Source organism: Pseudomonas sp. EB271-G4-1 (genome assembly GCF_058791355.1).
On the sequence record NZ_JBYTEO010000055.1, the window covers coordinates 19,344 to 37,253 of the forward strand.

A 17,910-nucleotide genomic window follows, 5' to 3' on the forward strand; every position below is an offset into this window, starting at 1 on the left:
GAAAGGACTGAACTCACTGAAGGTTATCCGGCGCGCCCAGGAATGTGTGAATTGTAAGCGCCGCGGCTGAAGGAAGCAGGCTTGAGGCCACATCAGTTGCGATGCCATCAATTGTTGTGACCACTGAGTGATGGCGGCGTTCAGCGTCAGCATTTTGCTGGGGGGGTCGCTCCTACAGTGCTCGCCGCCGTGAGCCGTGCGATCGCGCCTGCACATGAAACGCGTCTCGGACCTCCAGACGTGCACGATACCCTTCCGTTCTCAGGGTATGCGTGCCTTGGCTATGCCGATTTCGTCACCTCCTGCATCAAAAGGCATCAAGCCTCGTCGCTTCGAGCGGATCACCCTGACAGGTCTTTCCCAGGAGATGACCATGATTCGACTGACCCTGATCGAAGCCCGTGAACTGGCCGAATCGATCCTGTTGCACAACGGTTTTAATCTGGCCCATGCGCAAGCGGTGGCGGCGACGGTAATGGCCGGTGAGCGTGATGGCTGCGCCTCTCACGGGTTGTACCGGATTCTTGGCTGTGTCAATTCCCTGCGAGCGGGCAAGGTGTCGGCCGATGCCGAGCCGAGGGTCATCGACCAGGCGCCGTCGATTGTGCGGGTGGATGCCGGTGGCGGGTTTTCGCAGTTGGCGTTTCAGGCGGGGCTCCCCCTGTTGACCGAGAAAACCCGTGCCAACGGGATTGCCGCGTTGGCGATCAACCACTGTGTGCATTTTTCCGCGTTATGGGTGGAGATCGAGCAACTGACGGGGACCGGCCTGGTCGCGCTGGCGTGTAACCCTAGTCATGCCTGGGTGGCGCCGGCCGGGGGGCACTTGCCACTGTTCGGCACTAATCCCATTGCCTTTGGCTGGCCGCGCGGCGGGCAAGAGCCTTTTGTATTCGACTTTGCCACCAGCGCCATCGCTCGCGGCGATATCGAACTGCATCGACGAGCCGGCAAGGCGATCCCCGAAGGGTGGGGAGTGGATGGGCAAGGCCATCCGAGCAACGATGCGAGCGTGGTGCTCGACAGTGGCGCGATGCTGACCTTCGGCGGGCACAAGGGATCGGCACTGGCGGCGATGGTGGAGTTGATCGCCGGGCCGTTGATTGGTGACCTGACAAGCGCTGAATCACTGGCTTACGACGCGGGCAGCAAGTCATCGCCTTATCATGGCGAACTGATCATCGCTCTGGATCCCCGGCGCTTTTTGGGCGATGCAACCCAGGAACACCTGGCCAGGGCAGAAGCGTTGTTTCAGGGAATTGAAGGGCAGGGCGCGCGCTTGCCCTCGCAACGACGCTATGAGTCGCGGGCGCGCAGCCTGGTGGAGGGGGTGCAGGTTCCCGAGGCGTTGTACAGGGATTTGAAGGCACTGCTGGATTGAAAAGGAAACGGGCGCCCATGGCGCCCGTTCGGTTTACAGCGACTGGCGCTGGAGGATGCCATCGACCAGGCGATTGAGGCCCAGTGGGTTGGCGTTCTGAAGCGCTTCGGGCAGCAAGGTGTCGGGGCAGTTCTGGTAGCACACCGGGCGCAGGAATCGCTCGATGGCCAGGGTGCCGACTGAGGTGCCACGAGCATCGGAAGTGGCCGGGTAGGGGCCGCCATGTACCATCGCATCGCAGACTTCGACGCCGGTAGGGTAGCCATTGAAGAGCACACGACCGACTTTCTGCTCCAGCAGCGGCAAGACGCCTGTGCAGATTTGCAGGTCGATGGTTTCTGCTATCAACGTGGCGGTCAGTTGACCGTGCAAGCTTTGCAACACTTGCTGCAGTTCCCCCGCATTGGCGACTTCAACCAGCACGGTCGTCGGGCCGAATACCTCTTCCTGCAGCAGCGCATCACTCTTGAGCAGCAGGCTGGCGTCGGCCTTGAACAGTTGTGGTCGGGCCTGGTTGCCCAGCTGTTCTTGACCGGCCAGGTGGGTCACCCCTGGATGACTGAGCAGTGCCCGCAGAGCTTTTTTATAGCTGGCAAGGGTTCCGGCGTTGAGCATGGTCTGGGGCGGTTGCTCGCTCATCAGACCACTGAGCAGCGCTGTGAAAGCGTCGAATCGCGGTGACGAGATGCCGATGACCAGGCCGGGATTGGTACAGAACTGACCGCAGCCCTGGACCACCGATGCCACCAGCTCACTGGCGATTTTTTCGCCACGAACTTGCAAGGCTTGAGGCAACACCACGACCGGGTTGATGCTGCTCATTTCAGCGAACACCGGAATCGGTTGTGATCTTGCAGCGGCCATATCGCACAGGGCACGGCCGCCCTTGAGTGAGCCGGTGAAACCAACAGCCTGGATCGCCGGATGCTTGACCAGGATTTCGCCCACGCCGGAGCCGTAGATCATGTTGAACACGCCCTTGGGCATGTCCGTCTGCTCGGCGGCGCGAATGATCGCATCAGCCACCCGTTCGGCAGTTGCCATATGTCCACTGTGGGCCTTGAACACCACCGGGCAACCGGCGGCCAGGGCGGCAGCGGTATCGCCACCGGCGGTGGAGAACGCCAGGGGGAAATTGCTCGCGCCGAAAACGGCGACCGGGCCGACACCGATTCGATACTGACGCAGGTCTACCCGTGGCAGTGGTTGGCGTTCGGGCAAGGCGCGGTCGATGCGCGCTCCGTAGAAATCACCACGACGCAGGACTTGGGCGAACAGGCGCATCTGGCCGCTGGTGCGAGCACGCTCACCCTGTATACGAGCGGTTGGCAGTGCCGTCTCGCGAGTGACCAGGGCGACAAACTCATCGTCAAGCGCGTCCAGTTGCGTGGCGATGGCCTCGAGAAATTCCGCACGGCGGCTGGCCGGCAGGTTGCGAAAGGCCGGGTAGGCGGCTGCGGCGGCCTGGGCGGCGGCGTGCACTTCTTCTGCGGTGGCTTGCATGAACGAGAAGGGCAGGGCTTCGCCAGTACTTGCATCATGGCTTCGCAGCGCGATGCTGCCGTCGGCGCTGCGTGTACCGCCGATGTAGTTGTGACCGAGGATCTCAGGCATCTAAAAGGCTCCTGTCAAAAAAGGGGTAATTCAACTCCCCTGTAGGAGCGAGCATGCTCGCGAGGCACTCAAGGGCACCGCGTGAATCCAGAATGCACGCGTCATCGTTGACGTCCATCGCGAGCATGCTCGCTCCTACAGGGTTTACGCCAGTGAGTCGGCGCGACGTGGGGTCGTCGCAGGCGAGGCCAGCGCCGCAATCCGCGCAGCAGACTCGGCATCCACCGTGTGCAACGATTTGCCACGGGTTTCCCGGGTCAGCCCGACGGCCACGATGGAGATCAGCGAAGCGCCGACCAGATAGAGCGCGATCGGTGTCGAGCTGTGGTACTTGTTGAGCAGGGTGATCGCGATCAGTGGCGCCAGCGAGCCCGCGAAGATCGGCGCCACCTGGTAGCACAGCGAGAGTGCGGTGTAGCGCACGTGGGTCGGAAACATCTCGGCCATCAGCGCCGAGTAGGGCGCGTAGGTCATCGATTCGATGGCCAGGCCCAGGGTGATGGCCGCCATGATCAGCCAATTGTTGCCGGTGTCCATCATCGGGAAGCCGACGAATCCCCAAAACGCGGTGAGTACTGCACCCACCAGGTAAACCGGTTTGCGCCCGACCAGATCCGACAGATAACCCATCAACGGAATCAGGAAGAAGTGCAGCAAGTGAGCGCCGAACATCAGCAACAGAATCTCTGACGTGTCCTTGTGCACCACCAGTTTCAGATAAGTGATCGAGAAGGTCACGACGGTGTAGTAGAGGATGTTCTCGGCAAACCGCGCGCCGATACCGACCAGCACCGAACGCCAGTGGTGGCGCAGCACTTCGACCACGCCCAGTTGCTGATGCCTGGTCTGCGCCTGACGAGCCTGGGCCTCCTTGAAAATCGGTGCGTCATCGACACTGGTGCGAATCCAGTAGCCGATCAGTACCACCACGGCCGAGAACCAGAATGCTACGCGCCAGCCCCAGGCGAGGAATTGCTCCTCGGACAGGTTCGACGACAACAGCAGCAGGGCAACCGTCGCCACCAGGTTGCCGGCTGGAACACCGGCTTGTGGCCAACTGGCCCAGAAGCCTCGACGGTTGTCCGGGCAGTGCTCGGACACCAGCAAGATCGCACCGCCCCATTCGCCGCCAAAGGCGAAGCCCTGGATCAACCGCAACAGCACCAGCAACACCGGCGCGGCATAGCCGATCTGGTTGAAGCCGGGCAGGCAGCCCATCAGGAAGGTGGTGATGCCAACCACCACCAGGCTTAATTGCAGCAGGCGCTTGCGGCCGTACTTGTCACCGTAGTGACCGAACACCAGCCCGCCCAGCGGACGGGCGAGAAAGCCCACGGCATACAGCGCAAAGGCAGCGATGATGCCATCGATGGGGCTGTCGGTCTGGCGGAAGAACAACTGGCCGAAGACCAGTGCCGAAGCGGTGCCATAAAGGAAAAATTCATACCATTCGGCAACGGTGCCGGCCATGGCGGCGGCCACGACACGTTTGAGTCCCGAGGGTGTGGTTGCGCTAGACGGGTGTTGAGCGTTGGACATGCTGGCGTTTCCTGTAGATGCGCAAAAACAGGCAGCCGGGACGGGTCCGCGAAGACCCACCCGGCAATCACTCAGAGACCGACGTCCGGCAAGTGCGGACGGTTGGCCAGGGCCTTGGCCATGATCTGCTCGACAAAGACGCGATCGGCTTCCGGCAGGGCCAGGCGTGGCGGACGGGTCAGGGCGCTGCCGCGACCGGCGATGGCTTCGCACAGCTTGATGCACTGCACCAGGTCGGCACGGGCGTCGAGGTGCAGGATCGGCATCAGCCATTCGTAGATCGGCATGGCTTCGGCATAGCGTCCGGCCTTGGCCAGGCGGAAGATGGTTTCGCCCTCTTTGGGGAATACGTTGGACATGCCCGACACCCAGCCTTCAGCGCCCACGGCGAGGCTTTCCAGCACCACGTCGTCGAGGCCGGCGAACAACACGAAACGGTCTCCCACTTCATTGCGAATGTCGATGAAGCGGCGAGTGTCGCCCGAGGAGTCCTTGAAGCACACCACGTTGTCGCAGTCGGCGAGGGCTATGAGGATGTCCGGGGTCACGTCGTTTTTGTAGATTGGCGGGTTGTTGTAGACCATCAGCGGCACGTCGGCGTTTTTCGCTACGTAGCGGTAATGCTCGGCGGTTTCGAATGGCTTGGAACCGTAGACCAGCGCCGGCATCAGCATCACGCCATCGACGCCGACCCTGCGTACCGCGTTAGCGACCTTGGCCGCTTCCACGCTGGTGAACTCGGCTACGCCGCAAATCACCGGTACACGGCCGCCCGAGGCCGCGACCGCGACTTCGGTCACGGCAATTTTTTCGGCGGCACTCAGCGAGGTGTTTTCGCCTACCGAGCCGCAAACCACCAGTCCTGATACGCCGTCGCGGATCACGTTGGAAATGACCTCATGGGTTTTTTCCAGGTTGATGGAGAAGTCATCGTTGAATTGAGTGGTCACCGCTGGGAACACGCCACTCCAGTTAACACGCTTGCTCATTGTTGCCTCCAGATTGTTTATTGTATTTCGTATACGATATTGAAAGTGAAAAAAATCAGCCAGTGGTTTGTTTACGTTTTCGGTTTTTTTTCGGGCCGTTGGTCGGGGATCAGCGATTGAGCATTCAGGCACCCGGCCAGGTGTCTGACAGTCGATAGCCTTGTGGCCACGGATCGCTTGGGTCGAGCAGTAATTGATGGGTACCGGTAATCCAGGCCCGCCCGGAAATGCACGGGTAGATGGCAGGGCGCCCGGCCACTTCGGTCAGCGAGTCGATGCGGCAGTGGAACGCTGAGCCGATGATCGAGCGACCGATAAATCTGTCCCCAACGCCCATCAAGCCTTTGGCCTGCAACACGGCCATCCGCGCCGAGCAGCCAGTGCCGGTCGGCGAGCGGTCGATCTTGCCCGGTTGAATCACCACCGCATTTGCGCCCGTGGCAATGCCCTGCTCACGAACGATGGGCGCGGCGATCTGGCAAAAGGAAATGTGCGACCAATCGGGGTTCAGCGGATGGACAAAGCCCAACTGCTCGTTGGCGGCCCGGGTGATCTTCAGCCCAACCGCTACCAGGTCGGCCGCTTCATCGGGGCTGATTGAAAACCCCAGGTCCTGGGCATCGGCGATCACAAAGCTGTCGCCGCCGTAGGCGGTATCGACCTTGAGCGTGCCGACACCTTGCACTTCGATCCACGCATCGAGACGATCGGCGAAGGACGGCACGTTTTTGATTTCCACCCGTTCGACCTTGCCATCACGGCAATCGGCGACGGCTTCGATCAGGCCGCCGGGTGCTTCGAGCACCAGCCGGGTTTGCGGTTCGGTCATTGGCACGATACCGGTGTCGAGCAACACGGTGGCCACGCACAATGAGTTGGAGCCTGACATCGGCGGCGTGTCCGCTGGCTCCATGATGATCCAGGCCATCTGCGCCCGCGGGTCCTTGGCCGGCACCAACAGATTGACGTGTCGGAACACTCCGCCCCGGGGTTCGTTGAGTACGAAGTTGCGCAGGTTTTCGTCTTTGGCAATCCAGCGCGATTGTTCCCACACCGTGGCGCCGGGCGGTGGTGCGACTCCGCCGACAATGACGTCGCCGACTTCACCTTCGGCGTGGCAACTGACTACATGAATCACTTTCGATGAACGCATTCTCTGCTCCTTGTGTTGACTGTTCGGGCCCCTTCGCGAGCAGGCTCGCTCCCACAGGTTTATGGATTGGCTCGTGATTGTGTGTACACCACCAGATCCTGTGGGAGCGAGCCTGCTCGCGAAGGGGCCACCGGTTATTTCACCGATTTGAGAAACGCCGCCGTCTCCGCATGCACCGGATTGCCGATCACCTGATCCGGTGAGCCGATCTCATGCACCAGACCGTTGCGAAAGAACGCCACGCGGTCGGACACGTCCCGCGCGAAGCGGATCTCGTGAGTCACCAGCACCATGGTCATGCCGTCCTCGGCGAGCATGCGCATCGTATCCAGCACTTCGCCGACCAACTGTGGGTCCAGAGCCGAGGTGGCTTCGTCGAACAGCATGTAGTCCGGTGACATGGCCAGGGCGCGGGCGATGGCCATGCGTTGTTGCTGACCGCCAGACAGCTTGCCGGGGAAGGTCTTGAGTTTGTCGCCCAGGCCCACGTGGGTCAGCTGCCGTACCGCCAGTTCCTCGGCGCAGGCCTTGCTTTTACCCAGCACTTTGCGCGGCGCCAGCATGACGTTCTCCAGCACAGTCAAATGCGGAAAAGCGTTCCATTGCTGGAACACGATGCCGATCTTCTGCCGCAGGCGGTTCAGGTCGGTGGCGTTGTGATGGACCTCGACGCCGTCGACCCGGATGTTGCCTTTCTGGATTGGCTCCAGGCCGTTGATGCACATCAACAAGGTCGATTTGCCAGAACCGGAGCCACCGATGATTGACACCACCTCGCCCTTGCTCACCGTGAGGTTCACTCCCTTGACCACTTCGAGATTGCCGAAGGATTTGTGTACGTTCTCGATCTCAATCATTTTCTTGCCACCTTCTTTCCAGACGAGCGCCCAGGCGTGCGACCACCAGGCTCATGACGTAGTAGATAAGGCCCGCGATGCATAGCACCACCAACGGTTCCTGGATGCGGGTCACGATGGTTTGCGAGGCGCGCAGCAGTTCGACGATGCCGATCCACATCACCAGCGCGGTGTCCTTCATCACGCCCAGCACCAGGTTCAGCCAGCCGGGAAAGGCCACGCGAGTGGCCATCGGCAGGACGATCCAGCGCAGGTCCTGCAGGAAGCTCAGGCCCAACGAACGACTGGCGCGGCGCACCGTGAACGGCACCGACAGCACGCCGCCGCGCACGATTTCGGTAAAGTACGCCGCGGTGTAGACCCCCAGCACAATGCAACCGACGCTGAAGGCGCTGATGTTCAGGCCGACGATGCTTTTGAGCGAGTTGAACAGGACGAACTGGATCAGCAACGGCACGCTGCGAAACACGTCCAGCACCCAGGCCAGCGGTAGGCTGAGCCGTGGGAACAGGGCGCGCAGCAACCCGAACAACAGCCCTGCAATGGAACCGAGAATGATCGCCCAGAACGTCAATTGCAGCGTGACCCAGGCGCCGTCGAGCAGGAACAACAGGTCATTGGAGGAAAACTCGGTGGAAAACATGGACAGCTCCTCAGTAACGGAACAACCGCCAGGCCATCAGCCGGGCTGCCGCGACGATCGCCTTGGCAATCAGGTAATACAGCACTGCTGCGATGGCGAAGTATTCGAAGGTGCGGAAGGTCTTGACGTTGTATTCCTGAGTCACTCCGGTCAGGTCATTGTTAAGGCCGACGATGACCCCCAGCGATGTCATCAGCACCGCCCACACCATTTGATTGGTGAGCGGATAGAAGACGATTCGTAGCAGTTGCGGGACGATGATCATGCGGTAGGTCTGGAAGGCACTCATGCCGAGTGAGCGCGCGGCACGTACCTGGGTGTGGGGCACCGCCTTGAGCCCGCCACGGAAGTTTTCCGCGAGATAACCGGCGTTGTTGAAAGTGATCCCGGCCAGTAGCGCGAGCCAGGAGCTGACATGCAGGCCCAGTGAGCCGAGGCCGAAGTACAGGATGTAAATCTGGAACAGCGACGGAGTGTTGCGGGCAATCGATACCCAGCCGTTGCCGATGCCACGCAGCAGCGGGTGCCTGGCTTCGCGCATGACCGTCAGGACCAGGGCAATCAGTACACCGAAAATCATCGACAGCGCAGCGGTCTCGAACGTAACCCACGCGCCGGTGAGCATGTCCGGCAAGGCGCGCAGCGCGGTGCGCCATTGGAAGGTGTAGTCAAACATGCGAGCGGTTCTCCATCGGCAAGGCAGGTTGCAACCAGCTCGGCAGACGCCCGCTGGCGGTGGCGGTGCAGGCGGCATCGACACATTCGGCCAGGCTGGCGAAATGCACGTTGCGCCCCACCAGGCCGGGTGCGTAATGGGCGTACTTGCCCGAATTGGTCATTAAGGTGGTGGCGGCCCGCGGGATTACCGGTTCGCCGAGCATGCACCAGCAGGTATCGGTCACCAGGGTGGCGCCAAAGGTTTCAATGACATCGATGTACCCGGCGTCACGGGCCTGCTCCAACACCGCACGACCGCAAGTGATGGCGAGCACCACCTCGGGGTGCTTGACCCGGTCGCGACACAGCTGTGCCAAGCGGGCGAACTCGCTGAGCGAGAAGTGCGGGTTACCCAGCGAGACCACCTCCACGCGGTTGTCCCTGGCGCTGTTGAGCTCACGCCAACTGACCAGCAGGTCCTCCAGGCGGATCGTTGCCACGGGCAGCGGAGTATCCGGCTCCAGTACCTGCGCCGGGTCGAGTGCTTCGGGCGTGACCCCGGCGATGTGGAACAGCGGTGCGGCGGACGTGGTGGCGAACGCCGCGCCAAAGGCTTTCAGGTCGTCCAGGTCTGGCTGGCGTTGTTCCAGGCCGACTATCAGCGGGATCCGGCTGCCCGCGAGTGCGCCGATGTGGTAACCGAGCAAGGGGTAGAACGCATCGTCGAGTTCAGCCAATTCCGGCAATTCAACGCGCAGGCGGGCTTTGCGTGGCGCGTCCAGATGGCAGCCGATCAGGGGCGCGCGGCCGGTCAGGGCGATGCAGATATCCAGGTAGTCGGGGTACTTCAGGGTGCGTGCGCCGAGCACGCTGTTGGCGTAAACCACCGCGTTGGATTCGGCCCAGACGATCTGGTCGCCGGCCTTCGGTGCGCTGTCGAGCAAATAGGGCGCACAGGTGAAACTGAGCTGTGCACCCATGGCCATGTAGGCGTCGCCCACGGCGCTGGCCGGCTCGCCGAGCAGTGGGTCGATGCCCAGCTCGCGCCAACGACGCTGGTCAACGGATATTGAATTGAGGGTAGTGGGGACCCGAACCTTGGCGCCCCACTGCACCAGTTGTTGAGCAAAGCGCAGGCTCGCAGGTCCGGTGTAAATGCAACCGTCGATGTGCGCCTGGGTAACATCTATAAGACGCTGGGCACCTTGCAGTTCGGCCAGGCGCAGGACGATTTGCATGGCCATCTGCGCCGCTTTGCCATGCGCGCCGTTGAGCAACGCGTGGTCGAACTCGCTGAGTTCGATTGCTGTGCTGGTATCGCGAGCCTGCGTCGGCGTTTCGGATGGCTGCCAGTTGTCGACGGGGATGCGATCGAACACGGCCAGACTGGCACCGTCGATTCGGGCAAAGGCCTTGCCGCGCAAGGCGGCGAAGGCCTCGCTGCCGATGCAGAGCACCGGCAGCGATCGCTCGAAAATCATCTGTGCCACCAGCACGCCCAAGGTCAGGATCTCATCGGCTTCGGCCAGTACCAGAGCGGCTGGCGCATGACCGTTGCTGATCAGTTCCATCAGCACACTGCTGCCGGTACACGAACCGCGTCCGCTGGGAATGGCGAGCACTCGACCGCTCAGGTATTCGCCGCTGAGGGGATGGTGACGATCGATGATTTCACCCCGCAAGGGGTCGACTCCGCCCCAGAAGCTCAGCCCGACATCGGCAAACAGCAGGGCACCCTGGGCAGCGCCCGGGACCAGGCTGCGACCGGTCAGAGAGGTGGGCCTAGGCATGCCGGACATCTCAGTAGTAGACCTTTGGCACGGTCAGGTCGCTCGGCGAAATCTCGGTGCCGACCCATTTGGTGAACAACTCCTTGTAGCGACCGTTGCGTACCTGCTGGTTGACGAACAGGTTGAGGTAATTGAGCAGGCCGTACTCGTTGCGCTTGGTACCCAGGGAGACATAGTCGATGGTGTAGGGCGCGTTGCCGGCGATCTTCAGGTTTTTGTATTTACCCGACTTGATCGTTGCGGCGGCGACGGTATTGGTGACCACCGTGGCGTCGATATGACCCTGGGCCACCGCCAGCAGCGTGTCGTTTTGTGACTGGTAGGCACGGAAGGTACCGGTACCCCATTTCTTCACATCGTTCTCCAGGGCAATGGCTTCATAGGTGCCACTGGTGTTGCCCAGTGCCTTGCCCTTGATGTCGTCGAAACTGTTGATGCCGGTGTTGTCGCGGGTCAGGACGACCATCTGGAAGGCGAAGTACGGCACGGTCAGGCCGACGGTCTTGGCCCGCTCAAGGGTGTCGGAGGTCGAGGCGACAATCACGTCGGCCCGCCCGGATATCAGGGCCGGAATGCGGTCCGGGAAGGGTGTTTCGACCACTTCGGGCTCGACCCCGAGGACCTTTGCCAGGTCGGTGCAATAGTCCACGTCAAAACCCGCCGGGGCGTTGCTGGCATCTCGAAAACCCATGGGCGGGAAGTCCAGCGTCACGGCGCAGCGCAGCTTGCCGGAACCGATGATGTCGTCGAGTTTGTCAGCCTGTGCGGTGGCGATGAAGGTGGTACTGAGAACAGCGCTGAGGGCTACGGCAAATGCGGGGGTTTTCATAGAGGCCTCGTTGTCGGAAGTGCTGTTAGATATCGTATTGGGGATTTCGTATACGATATTAACAATAGCAACGGTTGTGCCGATTTGCCTTTTTACCGGCAAATATTTTCCAGCCCTTGAGTCAGGGCGGTTTACAAGTCGGGAGCAGGGCAGCGGCGTCGTGCCGCCGGGCAGGCAGGTGTTACAGAAGGGAGCACCCTGTGTGCGGGGCGCCCCTTAAAGGAACATTTAACGACCGCGATCGCGGAACTGGCTGGGCGAAAGGCTGGTGAGGGCACGGAACTGGCGGCTGAAAGCACTGTGGTCGGTGTAGCCGCAGCGCAGGGCGATTTCGGTGATGGGCAGGTCGCTCTCCAGCAACAACCGCGTACCTTCTTCGAGCCGGGACTTGTGGATCATCTGCCGTGGGGTGAGCTGGAACACCCGTTTGCAATGGCGTTCGAGTTGCGCAACCGAAAAACCCGCGATTGCCGTCAGTTCGGCAAGGCTGATAGGTCGAGCAAAATGACGACGGATGTGCGCGTCCACCGCTGCCAGTTTCTGGAACGCCGGGTGGTTGGACTGGGGCAACTGCAGGTCACGGGAAATGCCGGCCAGGCCGACGATCTGCCCATGTTCATCGCGCAGCGCGAGTTTATGGGTCAGGCACCAGACCGGCTGGTTACCGAAATACAGGTGCAGTTCGAGTTGGTCGGCCAATTCGCGTCCGGTGGCCAACACCCGTCGATCCTGTTCGGTGTAAATCGGGCCAAAGCGCTCCGGGAAGACACGGTCTGCTGTCAGCCCCAGCAGTTGGTCACTGTGCTTGAAGCTACAGCGTCGGACCAGGGTCTGGTTGACGAAAACGTAGCGGGCCTCGCAGTCCTTGATGAAAAACACCACGTCCGTCAGGGTATCGAGCAGCGTCGCGATGGCCTGCAAACTGTTCAGCAGCGTCGGCAGGTCGCAGGGTTTGAAATGATTGAGTGAGGGGAACATATCAAGAGGGGCCTGGTGGCGACTACCGGGACTATAAAGACTCGGCAGCGCCCCCGAAACCCCGAAGCGAGCGTTTACACCGGTGGCGTGTCATCCAGGCACATCAGGGTTTCGATGCGCGCCGGGTTGAACGGCGGCCGGGGCGCCGTGGGTTGCCAGTCGAACAGATACTGCAAGGCACCGCCACACACCCGGCCCTGGCAGGCGCCCATGCCGCAGCGACTGGCCAGTTTGGCCTCGCGCCAGCCAACGTGCCCGGACAGTGCCGAGTAGGGTACGTCTTCGCAACGACAGACCAGCGTGTCGGGTTGCGCCAGCGACTTGAGCTGCGGGTCGAGGCCGAAGGCGCTGTTCAACGCCTTGGCGAAACCCTGCCAGCGCGCGCGATGTGGCCACAAATTCCGTGCCGCCGCGGTGTTACCCACCGCCACATGCCCGGCGATTGCCCCTTCAACCAGTGCCAGCTCACTGCCGCCGAAACCGGTGCATTCGCCAGCGGCGTAGTGGTCGGTGTGGCTCGTGGTTTGCCAGGCATCCACGGCAAGCGCCGAGCCATCGAGCGCGCAGCCCAAGGCCTGACCGAGTTGGGTGTTGGGAATCAGGCCGAAACCACAGGCCAGGCGATCACACGCCAATTCGACGATTTTGCCCCGATGCCGCAATCGCACAGCTTCCAGCCGATCGTTGCCCAAGGCCGCCACGACATGGCTGCCGGTGCGGTAATGACGGTCGAACAGACTGAAAGATTGCACCAGCTTGCCCGGCCAGCGCGGCAGTTGCAGGGCGAATCCTGCGACCGCGACCGCAGAGGCCTGCTCGGCGATGCGCAGCACCTGGGCACCGTTGTGTTTCGCAGTGGCCGCGCTGGCCAGTAGCAACGGACCGCTGCCGGCGATCACCACACGCTCGTCCTGCACGGGCAGGCCACCCTTGATCAGCGCCTGAAGTCCGCCCGCGCCGGTCACTCTTGGCAGCGTCCAGCCGGGGAAGGGCAGCAGCAATTCACGGGCACCGGTACATAGAATCAGTTTGTCATAGCCGATCAACCAGCCTCGGTCGGCGTCTTCCACCAGCAATTGCTTGGCACCAGCGAGGGCAATTACACGGGTGCCGGCATGGTGGCGGATATTGCTGTTGGCCTGCAGGCGCTCGCGCATCTGCCGGGCCTGATCCGGCAGGCTGGCCTGTGGCCCGTCGCGCCAGATCTGGCCGCCCGGCAGCGGGTTGTCGTCGAGCACCACAATGCGCGCGCCACTGGACGCTGCGGCGAGGGCGGCACTCATGCCGGCGGGGCCAGCGCCGATGATCAGCAGGTCGGCGTATTCGTTCATGCTCGGGTCTGCACTTGCATGCCTTGCTGGCATAGCGTTTGGCAGGCCAGTCGGCGGCGACCGTCGATGGTCACCCGGCATTCCTGGCAGATGCCCATGCCGCACAGCGGTGCGCGGCGCTGACCGCTGACGGCAGTGCGACTGCAACCGTCGCCGGCCAGTGCCAGTGCAGCAGCCACCGTCGTGCCCGCGGCCACCTTCAGCGCGCGGCCATCCATGATCAAATCAAGCATAGGCGGCCTCTTCGAGAAAACGTTGCGGCAGATAGGGTTGTACCGCCAGAGGCGGCGTCTCATTGAACAATTGCGCGACCAGTAAATCGGCAGTCCCGGGCGCCGTGGTGACCCCCAGTCCTTCGTGCCCGACCGCCAGCCACAGGCCTTTGCGTTTGGGGTGCTGGCCAATCAGCGGCAGGCCGTCCGGGCTGGCGGCGCGAAAACCGGTCCAGGCGCGGATACCGTTGAGTTGAGCCAGGCCCGGCATGTATTCGGTGGCGCGCTTGAGCATTTTCGCGAGCATCCAACCTTCGACCTGCGGGTCGGTGGTGCCGAATTGTCGCGAAGCACCAATGAACAATTGCCCGGTGGGGCGGGGCTGAATGTTGCAGGCGGTCGACGGTCCCGTCGCATTGTGGGCGCTGGTGACGTAACCCAGTTCCACCAGCGTGTGGGTGACCTTGCGGGGGTAGCGGTCGGTGATCAGCAGGTGGCCCTTCTTCGGTTCGATCGGCAACTCGGGGCACAAGTCATTGGCCTGGATGCCGTTGGCCAAAATGACCGCTTCAGCGTTCAACCACTGGCCATCATCGAGTCGCACGCGGTTGCCATCGAGCTCGCTGACCCGTGCCCGCCGTTGTTCGATGCCCGGAGTGTCGAGCATCCAGTTGGCGGTCGCCGGGGCATAGAGAATGCCGTCGCCGTTGATCAACAAACCACCCTCCAGGCCATCGCGCAATTCCGGCTCACGGGCATGCAAGGCGTTGCCGGTGATCAGCTCGCAGGTAACGCCCCGGGCTTGAAGGTTCATGTGTTTGCTTTGGGCCACCGCCATTTCCTCGGCATTGGCCGCCAGCCACAATGTGCCATTGCTGCGATAAGCGCAGCTATCGGGCAGTTGCGGGGCCTGTTCGCGCCAGCGTTGCACTGAGTATTGGCTCAGGGCCAGTTCGGCAGGGTTGTCATCGAGCACCAGCAAATGGCCCATGCCAGCGGCTGTCGCGCCGTGCAGGCCAGCGTCCAATACCAGCACGCGCAAGCCGCGCCGGGCCAGCGCCTGGGCACAAGCGGCGCCGATGATACCTGCACCGATCACGATCACATCGGCCACCAGGCCTTGGTTCATGGGCGAATGCCCCAGGCGAACGGGTCGGCCTGTTCAATGATCAGGCTGGCTTCGGCACTGATAAAAGCGCGGCCGCGAATGGTCGGTACGATGCGCTCGCCATGACGTTCGTAGGAGCCCTCGAACTCGCTGCCGATCACGCTTGCCTGACGCCAGATCTGTCCCGGTTGCAATTTGCCGTCGGCCGCCAGGCACGCCAACTTGGCACTGGTACCGGTGCCGCAGGGCGAACGGTCGTAGGCCTTGCCGGGACAGAGCACAAAGTTGCGGCTGTCGGCCTGGGCGTCATCGGCGAACAGTTCGACGTGGTCGATCAACCCGCCGTCTTCACCGCGTATCCCCTGAATGTCCAGTGCTTGCTGCACGGCGTAGGTGTAAGCGGTCAACGCCTCCAGGTTGTCACTGTCGACCCGCAGGCCATGTTCGGCGATCAGGAAAAACCAGTTGCCCCCCCAGGCGATATCGCCGACCACCTGGCCGATCCCCGGCACCTGCAAGGCTACGGCTTTGCGATAACGATAGGCCGGCACGTTGCGCACGCTGACGGAGTAGTCGTCGTGCAAGGTGGCCTGTACCGTACCGACCGGTGTTTCGATGCTGTGCACGCCCGGACCGATCTTGCCCAAGTGTGCCAGCGACGCCACCAAGCCAATGGTGCCGTGGCCGCACATGCCAAGGTAGCCGGTATTGTTGAAGAAAATCACTCCGGCGCAGGCAGCGGGGTCGACCGGTTCGCACAACAATGCGCCGACCAGCACGTCGCTGCCCCGTGGTTCGAGCACGCAGGCGGCGCGCCATTGATCATGGTGTTCAGCCAGTCGCCGAAGCCGTTCGGCCATGCTGCCGGTACCCAGGTCGGGAAAACCGCCGGTCACCAGGCGGGTGGGTTCGCCGCCAGTGTGGGAGTCGATCACGGTGATGCGTTTCATGACAGGGCCACGTCCGTTCAGATGAGTGAACGCAAGAGTGGCCCGTGCGAGGGTTTGGCGGCTTGATGGTTTTATCCTGCGCCGATGACGAAATCAGCACAATCAAGCAGACGGTCAAGGGTGGTGGGGCAGGTGCTCGAACAACGTTTTGCAGACCCCGGCGATGTGTTCGTCGAGCAGCTTCACTGCCCGGTCGACGTCACCGGCGCGACAGGCTTCGACGATCTCCCGGTGCTCGTGGTCGGCCCGTTCCTTCCCGGAGGAGAGGCTCATCTGCATCCGCAGATAACGTTCCAGTTTGTCGTTGACCGAACGGATCAGGCTCACCAGAAACGGACGTTGCGCCGGTTCGTAGAGACAGGCGTGGAGTTCCCAGTTGAGCTCAGCCCAGCGTCCCACGTCATCTTCGCCGATGAACTCCTGGCAGATGCGTTCGGCGCGGGCGAATGTGTCTTCGGTCATGTTGGGAATGGCCAGGCGCAGCACCTTGTCTTCGAGCAACATGCGCACTTCGAACATCTGTGCCAGTTCGGCATCGGACACCCGAGTGACCATTGCCCCGCGATTGCGCTGGAACATCACCAGGCCTTCGGCTTCCAGACGCTTGAGGGCCTCGCGGACCGGGATCTTGCTGACGTTGAACTGCCGGGCGATGTCGTCCTGGCGAATAGGCTCGTCTTCGGCGAAATGCCCCGCGACGATGGCGTCACGCAGATGGCGAGTGATGATTTCCGATGTCGAAGGCGCATTGCCCAAGTCGGGAGCGTTGAATTTGGGTGAGTTCACGGCGGCGGTCGTTCGGATTGAGTTAGAGATATGGTATACGAATTTTGCGCCGAAACTCACTGGCCTGTGCCTTGACGCTGTTCGCTTGACTTAGCGTTACACGCATTTCACGCGTTCGAACGCCGGGGCGCGGATATCAGTGCTGATCTGCAACGATGTACGTGTGCTACCGCAGACCGGTGAGGGTGGGGAATTAACGTTTTGGCAGGTAAATCGGGAGCGCGTGCAAAGTCCTATAGGCGTCAGCGGTGCGGCGATCCGATTGCCCGCGAAGAACGCGTTGGAGCAGGCACACCGCAGCAGTTAGCTCCTACAGCCACACGGCATCCCACAACGGATAGTCCCCAATTTTCTCGACCAATCCCGCTCGCAGCGGATTGGCCACGATATAGCGCGCCACCGCCGGCAGGTCTTCATCCCTGCGGATCGCTCGGTCATGAAAGCCATGTTGCCAGAGTGAACCATCGCGCTCGAGCGAACGATTCAATGCAAGTGTAATGCGTGATTTTGTCCTCGCCATTATGCAAGTAAGCGTGTTGTTTTTGAGCTCGAACAGCCAATGGAGATGGTCCGGCATGACAACCCAGGCCAGCGAAAGCACCAGCTCTTCTTCCTGCGCCTTCTTCAATGCATCGACCACGAGCCGGCCTTGCATGAAGTCCCTGAATACGGGGTCCCGGTTCTGAACGACGGTTGTGACCAGATAGATCTGCCCCGGCGCTGAAAAGCGCCCGGTGCGCAATCGATGCGCCTGGTGAATGGTTGGCATGGTGCATCTTCCTTGATCATGGCGTTGTCAGTTCAGGCTAGAACGTTGGGGAAATAGTGTTGGTGAACAGTTATTCCTGATGTGTCTGTGGGAGTGAACGGGCAGCGACTGGTTCGCCTGTAGGAGCGAGGCTTGCCCGCGAAGAACGATGACGCGGTGCAACAGGTACACCGCGGCGCCCGGTTCGCCGGCAAGCCTGGCTCCTACAGCGCGAAGAACGATGACGCGGTGCAACAGGTACACCGCGGCGCCCGGTTCGCCGGCAAGCCTGGCTCCTACAGCGCGAAGAACGATGACGCGGTGCAACAGGTACACCGCGGCGTC

At 61.9% G+C, this 17,910-nt stretch carries 17 protein-coding genes and 1 pseudogene; 2 read left to right on the plus strand and 16 right to left on the minus strand.

The window, feature by feature from the left end; genetic code table 11:
• The first annotated feature begins 373 nt into the window (after positions 1-373).
• A complete protein-coding gene (locus AC3WWR_RS23575; protein ID WP_033045571.1) occupies positions 374-1,381 on the plus strand; it encodes an Ldh family oxidoreductase in 1,008 nt (335 codons plus the stop codon).
• A 33-nt stretch (positions 1,382-1,414) separates the two neighbouring features.
• On the opposite strand, the gene AC3WWR_RS23580 is transcribed toward AC3WWR_RS23575, so the two are convergent.
• The 16 genes from AC3WWR_RS23580 to AC3WWR_RS23655 all read right to left on the minus strand — a co-directional run bounded on the left by AC3WWR_RS23580 (position 1,415) and on the right by AC3WWR_RS23655 (position 17,586).
• Positions 1,415-2,995 carry an aldehyde dehydrogenase (NADP(+)) gene (locus tag AC3WWR_RS23580; protein ID WP_033045570.1) on the minus strand — a complete coding sequence of 527 codons (1,581 nt, stop codon included), beginning with the start codon at positions 2,993-2,995 and terminating at the stop codon, positions 1,415-1,417.
• Between the two features lie 144 nt (positions 2,996-3,139).
• Complete coding sequence (gene abaF / locus AC3WWR_RS23585; RefSeq protein ID WP_033043156.1) at positions 3,140-4,534, minus strand: fosfomycin efflux MFS transporter AbaF; 1,395 nt, start codon at positions 4,532-4,534, stop codon at positions 3,140-3,142.
• A 71-nt stretch (positions 4,535-4,605) separates the two neighbouring features.
• Entirely contained in the window at positions 4,606-5,523 is a 918-nt protein-coding gene (locus AC3WWR_RS23590; protein ID WP_020797778.1) for a dihydrodipicolinate synthase family protein, read from the minus strand.
• A gap of 124 nt (positions 5,524-5,647) precedes the next feature.
• A complete protein-coding gene (locus tag AC3WWR_RS23595) occupies positions 5,648-6,676 on the minus strand; it encodes a trans-3-hydroxy-L-proline dehydratase (RefSeq protein ID WP_020797780.1) in 1,029 nt (342 codons plus the stop codon).
• Between the two features lie 134 nt (positions 6,677-6,810).
• Entirely contained in the window at positions 6,811-7,533 is a 723-nt protein-coding gene (locus AC3WWR_RS23600) for an amino acid ABC transporter ATP-binding protein (protein ID WP_020797781.1), read from the minus strand.
• Positions 7,526-8,176, minus strand: a complete 651-nt coding sequence (locus AC3WWR_RS23605; protein WP_020797782.1) for an amino acid ABC transporter permease — start codon at positions 8,174-8,176, stop codon at positions 7,526-7,528. Before AC3WWR_RS23605 ends, AC3WWR_RS23600 begins: the two co-directional genes overlap by 8 nt.
• A gap of 10 nt (positions 8,177-8,186) precedes the next feature.
• Positions 8,187-8,852, minus strand: a complete 666-nt coding sequence (locus AC3WWR_RS23610; RefSeq protein WP_020797783.1) for an amino acid ABC transporter permease — start codon at positions 8,850-8,852, stop codon at positions 8,187-8,189.
• Positions 8,845-10,623, minus strand: a complete 1,779-nt coding sequence (lhpI, locus tag AC3WWR_RS23615; RefSeq protein WP_492599118.1) for a cis-3-hydroxy-L-proline dehydratase — start codon at positions 10,621-10,623, stop codon at positions 8,845-8,847. The genes AC3WWR_RS23610 and lhpI overlap by 8 nt, the downstream gene beginning before the upstream one ends.
• A 10-nt stretch (positions 10,624-10,633) precedes the next feature.
• Positions 10,634-11,452 (minus strand): ABC transporter substrate-binding protein, encoded by an 819-nt coding sequence (locus AC3WWR_RS23620; protein ID WP_492599119.1) that lies wholly within the window; start codon positions 11,450-11,452, stop codon positions 10,634-10,636.
• Between the two features lie 228 nt (positions 11,453-11,680).
• A complete protein-coding gene (locus AC3WWR_RS23625) occupies positions 11,681-12,430 on the minus strand; it encodes an AraC family transcriptional regulator (RefSeq protein WP_020797786.1) in 750 nt (249 codons plus the stop codon).
• A 74-nt stretch (positions 12,431-12,504) separates the two neighbouring features.
• Positions 12,505-13,761, minus strand: a complete 1,257-nt coding sequence (locus tag AC3WWR_RS23630) for an FAD-dependent oxidoreductase (RefSeq protein WP_492599120.1) — start codon at positions 13,759-13,761, stop codon at positions 12,505-12,507.
• The gene (locus AC3WWR_RS23635) at positions 13,758-13,994 is read right to left on the minus strand and encodes a 2Fe-2S iron-sulfur cluster-binding protein (RefSeq protein ID WP_083348931.1); all 237 of its coding nucleotides are present in this window, start codon (positions 13,992-13,994) and stop codon (positions 13,758-13,760) included. The genes AC3WWR_RS23630 and AC3WWR_RS23635 overlap by 4 nt, the downstream gene beginning before the upstream one ends.
• Positions 13,987-15,102, minus strand: coding sequence for an NAD(P)/FAD-dependent oxidoreductase (locus tag AC3WWR_RS23640; protein WP_489325327.1), 1,116 nt, complete (start codon positions 15,100-15,102; stop codon positions 13,987-13,989). The genes AC3WWR_RS23635 and AC3WWR_RS23640 overlap by 8 nt, the downstream gene beginning before the upstream one ends.
• Positions 15,099-16,031 carry a 4-hydroxyproline epimerase gene (locus AC3WWR_RS23645; RefSeq protein ID WP_033043150.1) on the minus strand — a complete coding sequence of 311 codons (933 nt, stop codon included), beginning with the start codon at positions 16,029-16,031 and terminating at the stop codon, positions 15,099-15,101. Before AC3WWR_RS23645 ends, AC3WWR_RS23640 begins: the two co-directional genes overlap by 4 nt.
• Before the next feature lie 114 nt (positions 16,032-16,145).
• Entirely contained in the window at positions 16,146-16,817 is a 672-nt protein-coding gene (locus tag AC3WWR_RS23650; RefSeq protein ID WP_020797791.1) for a GntR family transcriptional regulator, read from the minus strand.
• 310 nt (positions 16,818-17,127) lie between these two features.
• Positions 17,128-17,586, minus strand: coding sequence for an REP-associated tyrosine transposase (locus AC3WWR_RS23655; RefSeq protein WP_083348934.1), 459 nt, complete (start codon positions 17,584-17,586; stop codon positions 17,128-17,130).
• 132 nt (positions 17,587-17,718) lie between these two features.
• On the opposite strand from AC3WWR_RS23655, the pseudogene AC3WWR_RS23660 reads away from it, so the two are divergent.
• Positions 17,719-17,910: pseudogene (locus AC3WWR_RS23660) on the plus strand (hypothetical protein); the annotation flags it as partial.

Coding starts and splice junctions, on each gene's coding strand:
- AC3WWR_RS23655 (WP_083348934.1), bottom strand. CDS start 17,586: ATGCCAACCATTCACCAGGCGCATCGATTGCGCACCGGGCGCTTTTCA.
- AC3WWR_RS23575 (WP_033045571.1), top strand. CDS start 374: ATGATTCGACTGACCCTGATCGAAGCCCGTGAACTGGCCGAATCGATC.
- AC3WWR_RS23630 (WP_492599120.1), bottom strand. CDS start 13,761: ATGAACGAATACGCCGACCTGCTGATCATCGGCGCTGGCCCCGCCGGC.
- AC3WWR_RS23605 (WP_020797782.1), bottom strand. CDS start 8,176: ATGTTTTCCACCGAGTTTTCCTCCAATGACCTGTTGTTCCTGCTCGAC.
- AC3WWR_RS23635 (WP_083348931.1), bottom strand. CDS start 13,994: ATGCTTGATTTGATCATGGATGGCCGCGCGCTGAAGGTGGCCGCGGGC.
- AC3WWR_RS23625 (WP_020797786.1), bottom strand. CDS start 12,430: ATGTTCCCCTCACTCAATCATTTCAAACCCTGCGACCTGCCGACGCTG.
- AC3WWR_RS23620 (WP_492599119.1), bottom strand. CDS start 11,452: ATGAAAACCCCCGCATTTGCCGTAGCCCTCAGCGCTGTTCTCAGTACC.
- AC3WWR_RS23580 (WP_033045570.1), bottom strand. CDS start 2,995: ATGCCTGAGATCCTCGGTCACAACTACATCGGCGGTACACGCAGCGCC.
- abaF (WP_033043156.1), bottom strand. CDS start 4,534: ATGTCCAACGCTCAACACCCGTCTAGCGCAACCACACCCTCGGGACTC.
- AC3WWR_RS23590 (WP_020797778.1), bottom strand. CDS start 5,523: ATGAGCAAGCGTGTTAACTGGAGTGGCGTGTTCCCAGCGGTGACCACT.
- AC3WWR_RS23600 (WP_020797781.1), bottom strand. CDS start 7,533: ATGATTGAGATCGAGAACGTACACAAATCCTTCGGCAATCTCGAAGTG.
- AC3WWR_RS23640 (WP_489325327.1), bottom strand. CDS start 15,102: ATGAACCAAGGCCTGGTGGCCGATGTGATCGTGATCGGTGCAGGTATC.
- AC3WWR_RS23645 (WP_033043150.1), bottom strand. CDS start 16,031: ATGAAACGCATCACCGTGATCGACTCCCACACTGGCGGCGAACCCACC.
- AC3WWR_RS23610 (WP_020797783.1), bottom strand. CDS start 8,852: ATGTTTGACTACACCTTCCAATGGCGCACCGCGCTGCGCGCCTTGCCG.
- AC3WWR_RS23595 (WP_020797780.1), bottom strand. CDS start 6,676: ATGCGTTCATCGAAAGTGATTCATGTAGTCAGTTGCCACGCCGAAGGT.
- lhpI (WP_492599118.1), bottom strand. CDS start 10,623: ATGCCTAGGCCCACCTCTCTGACCGGTCGCAGCCTGGTCCCGGGCGCT.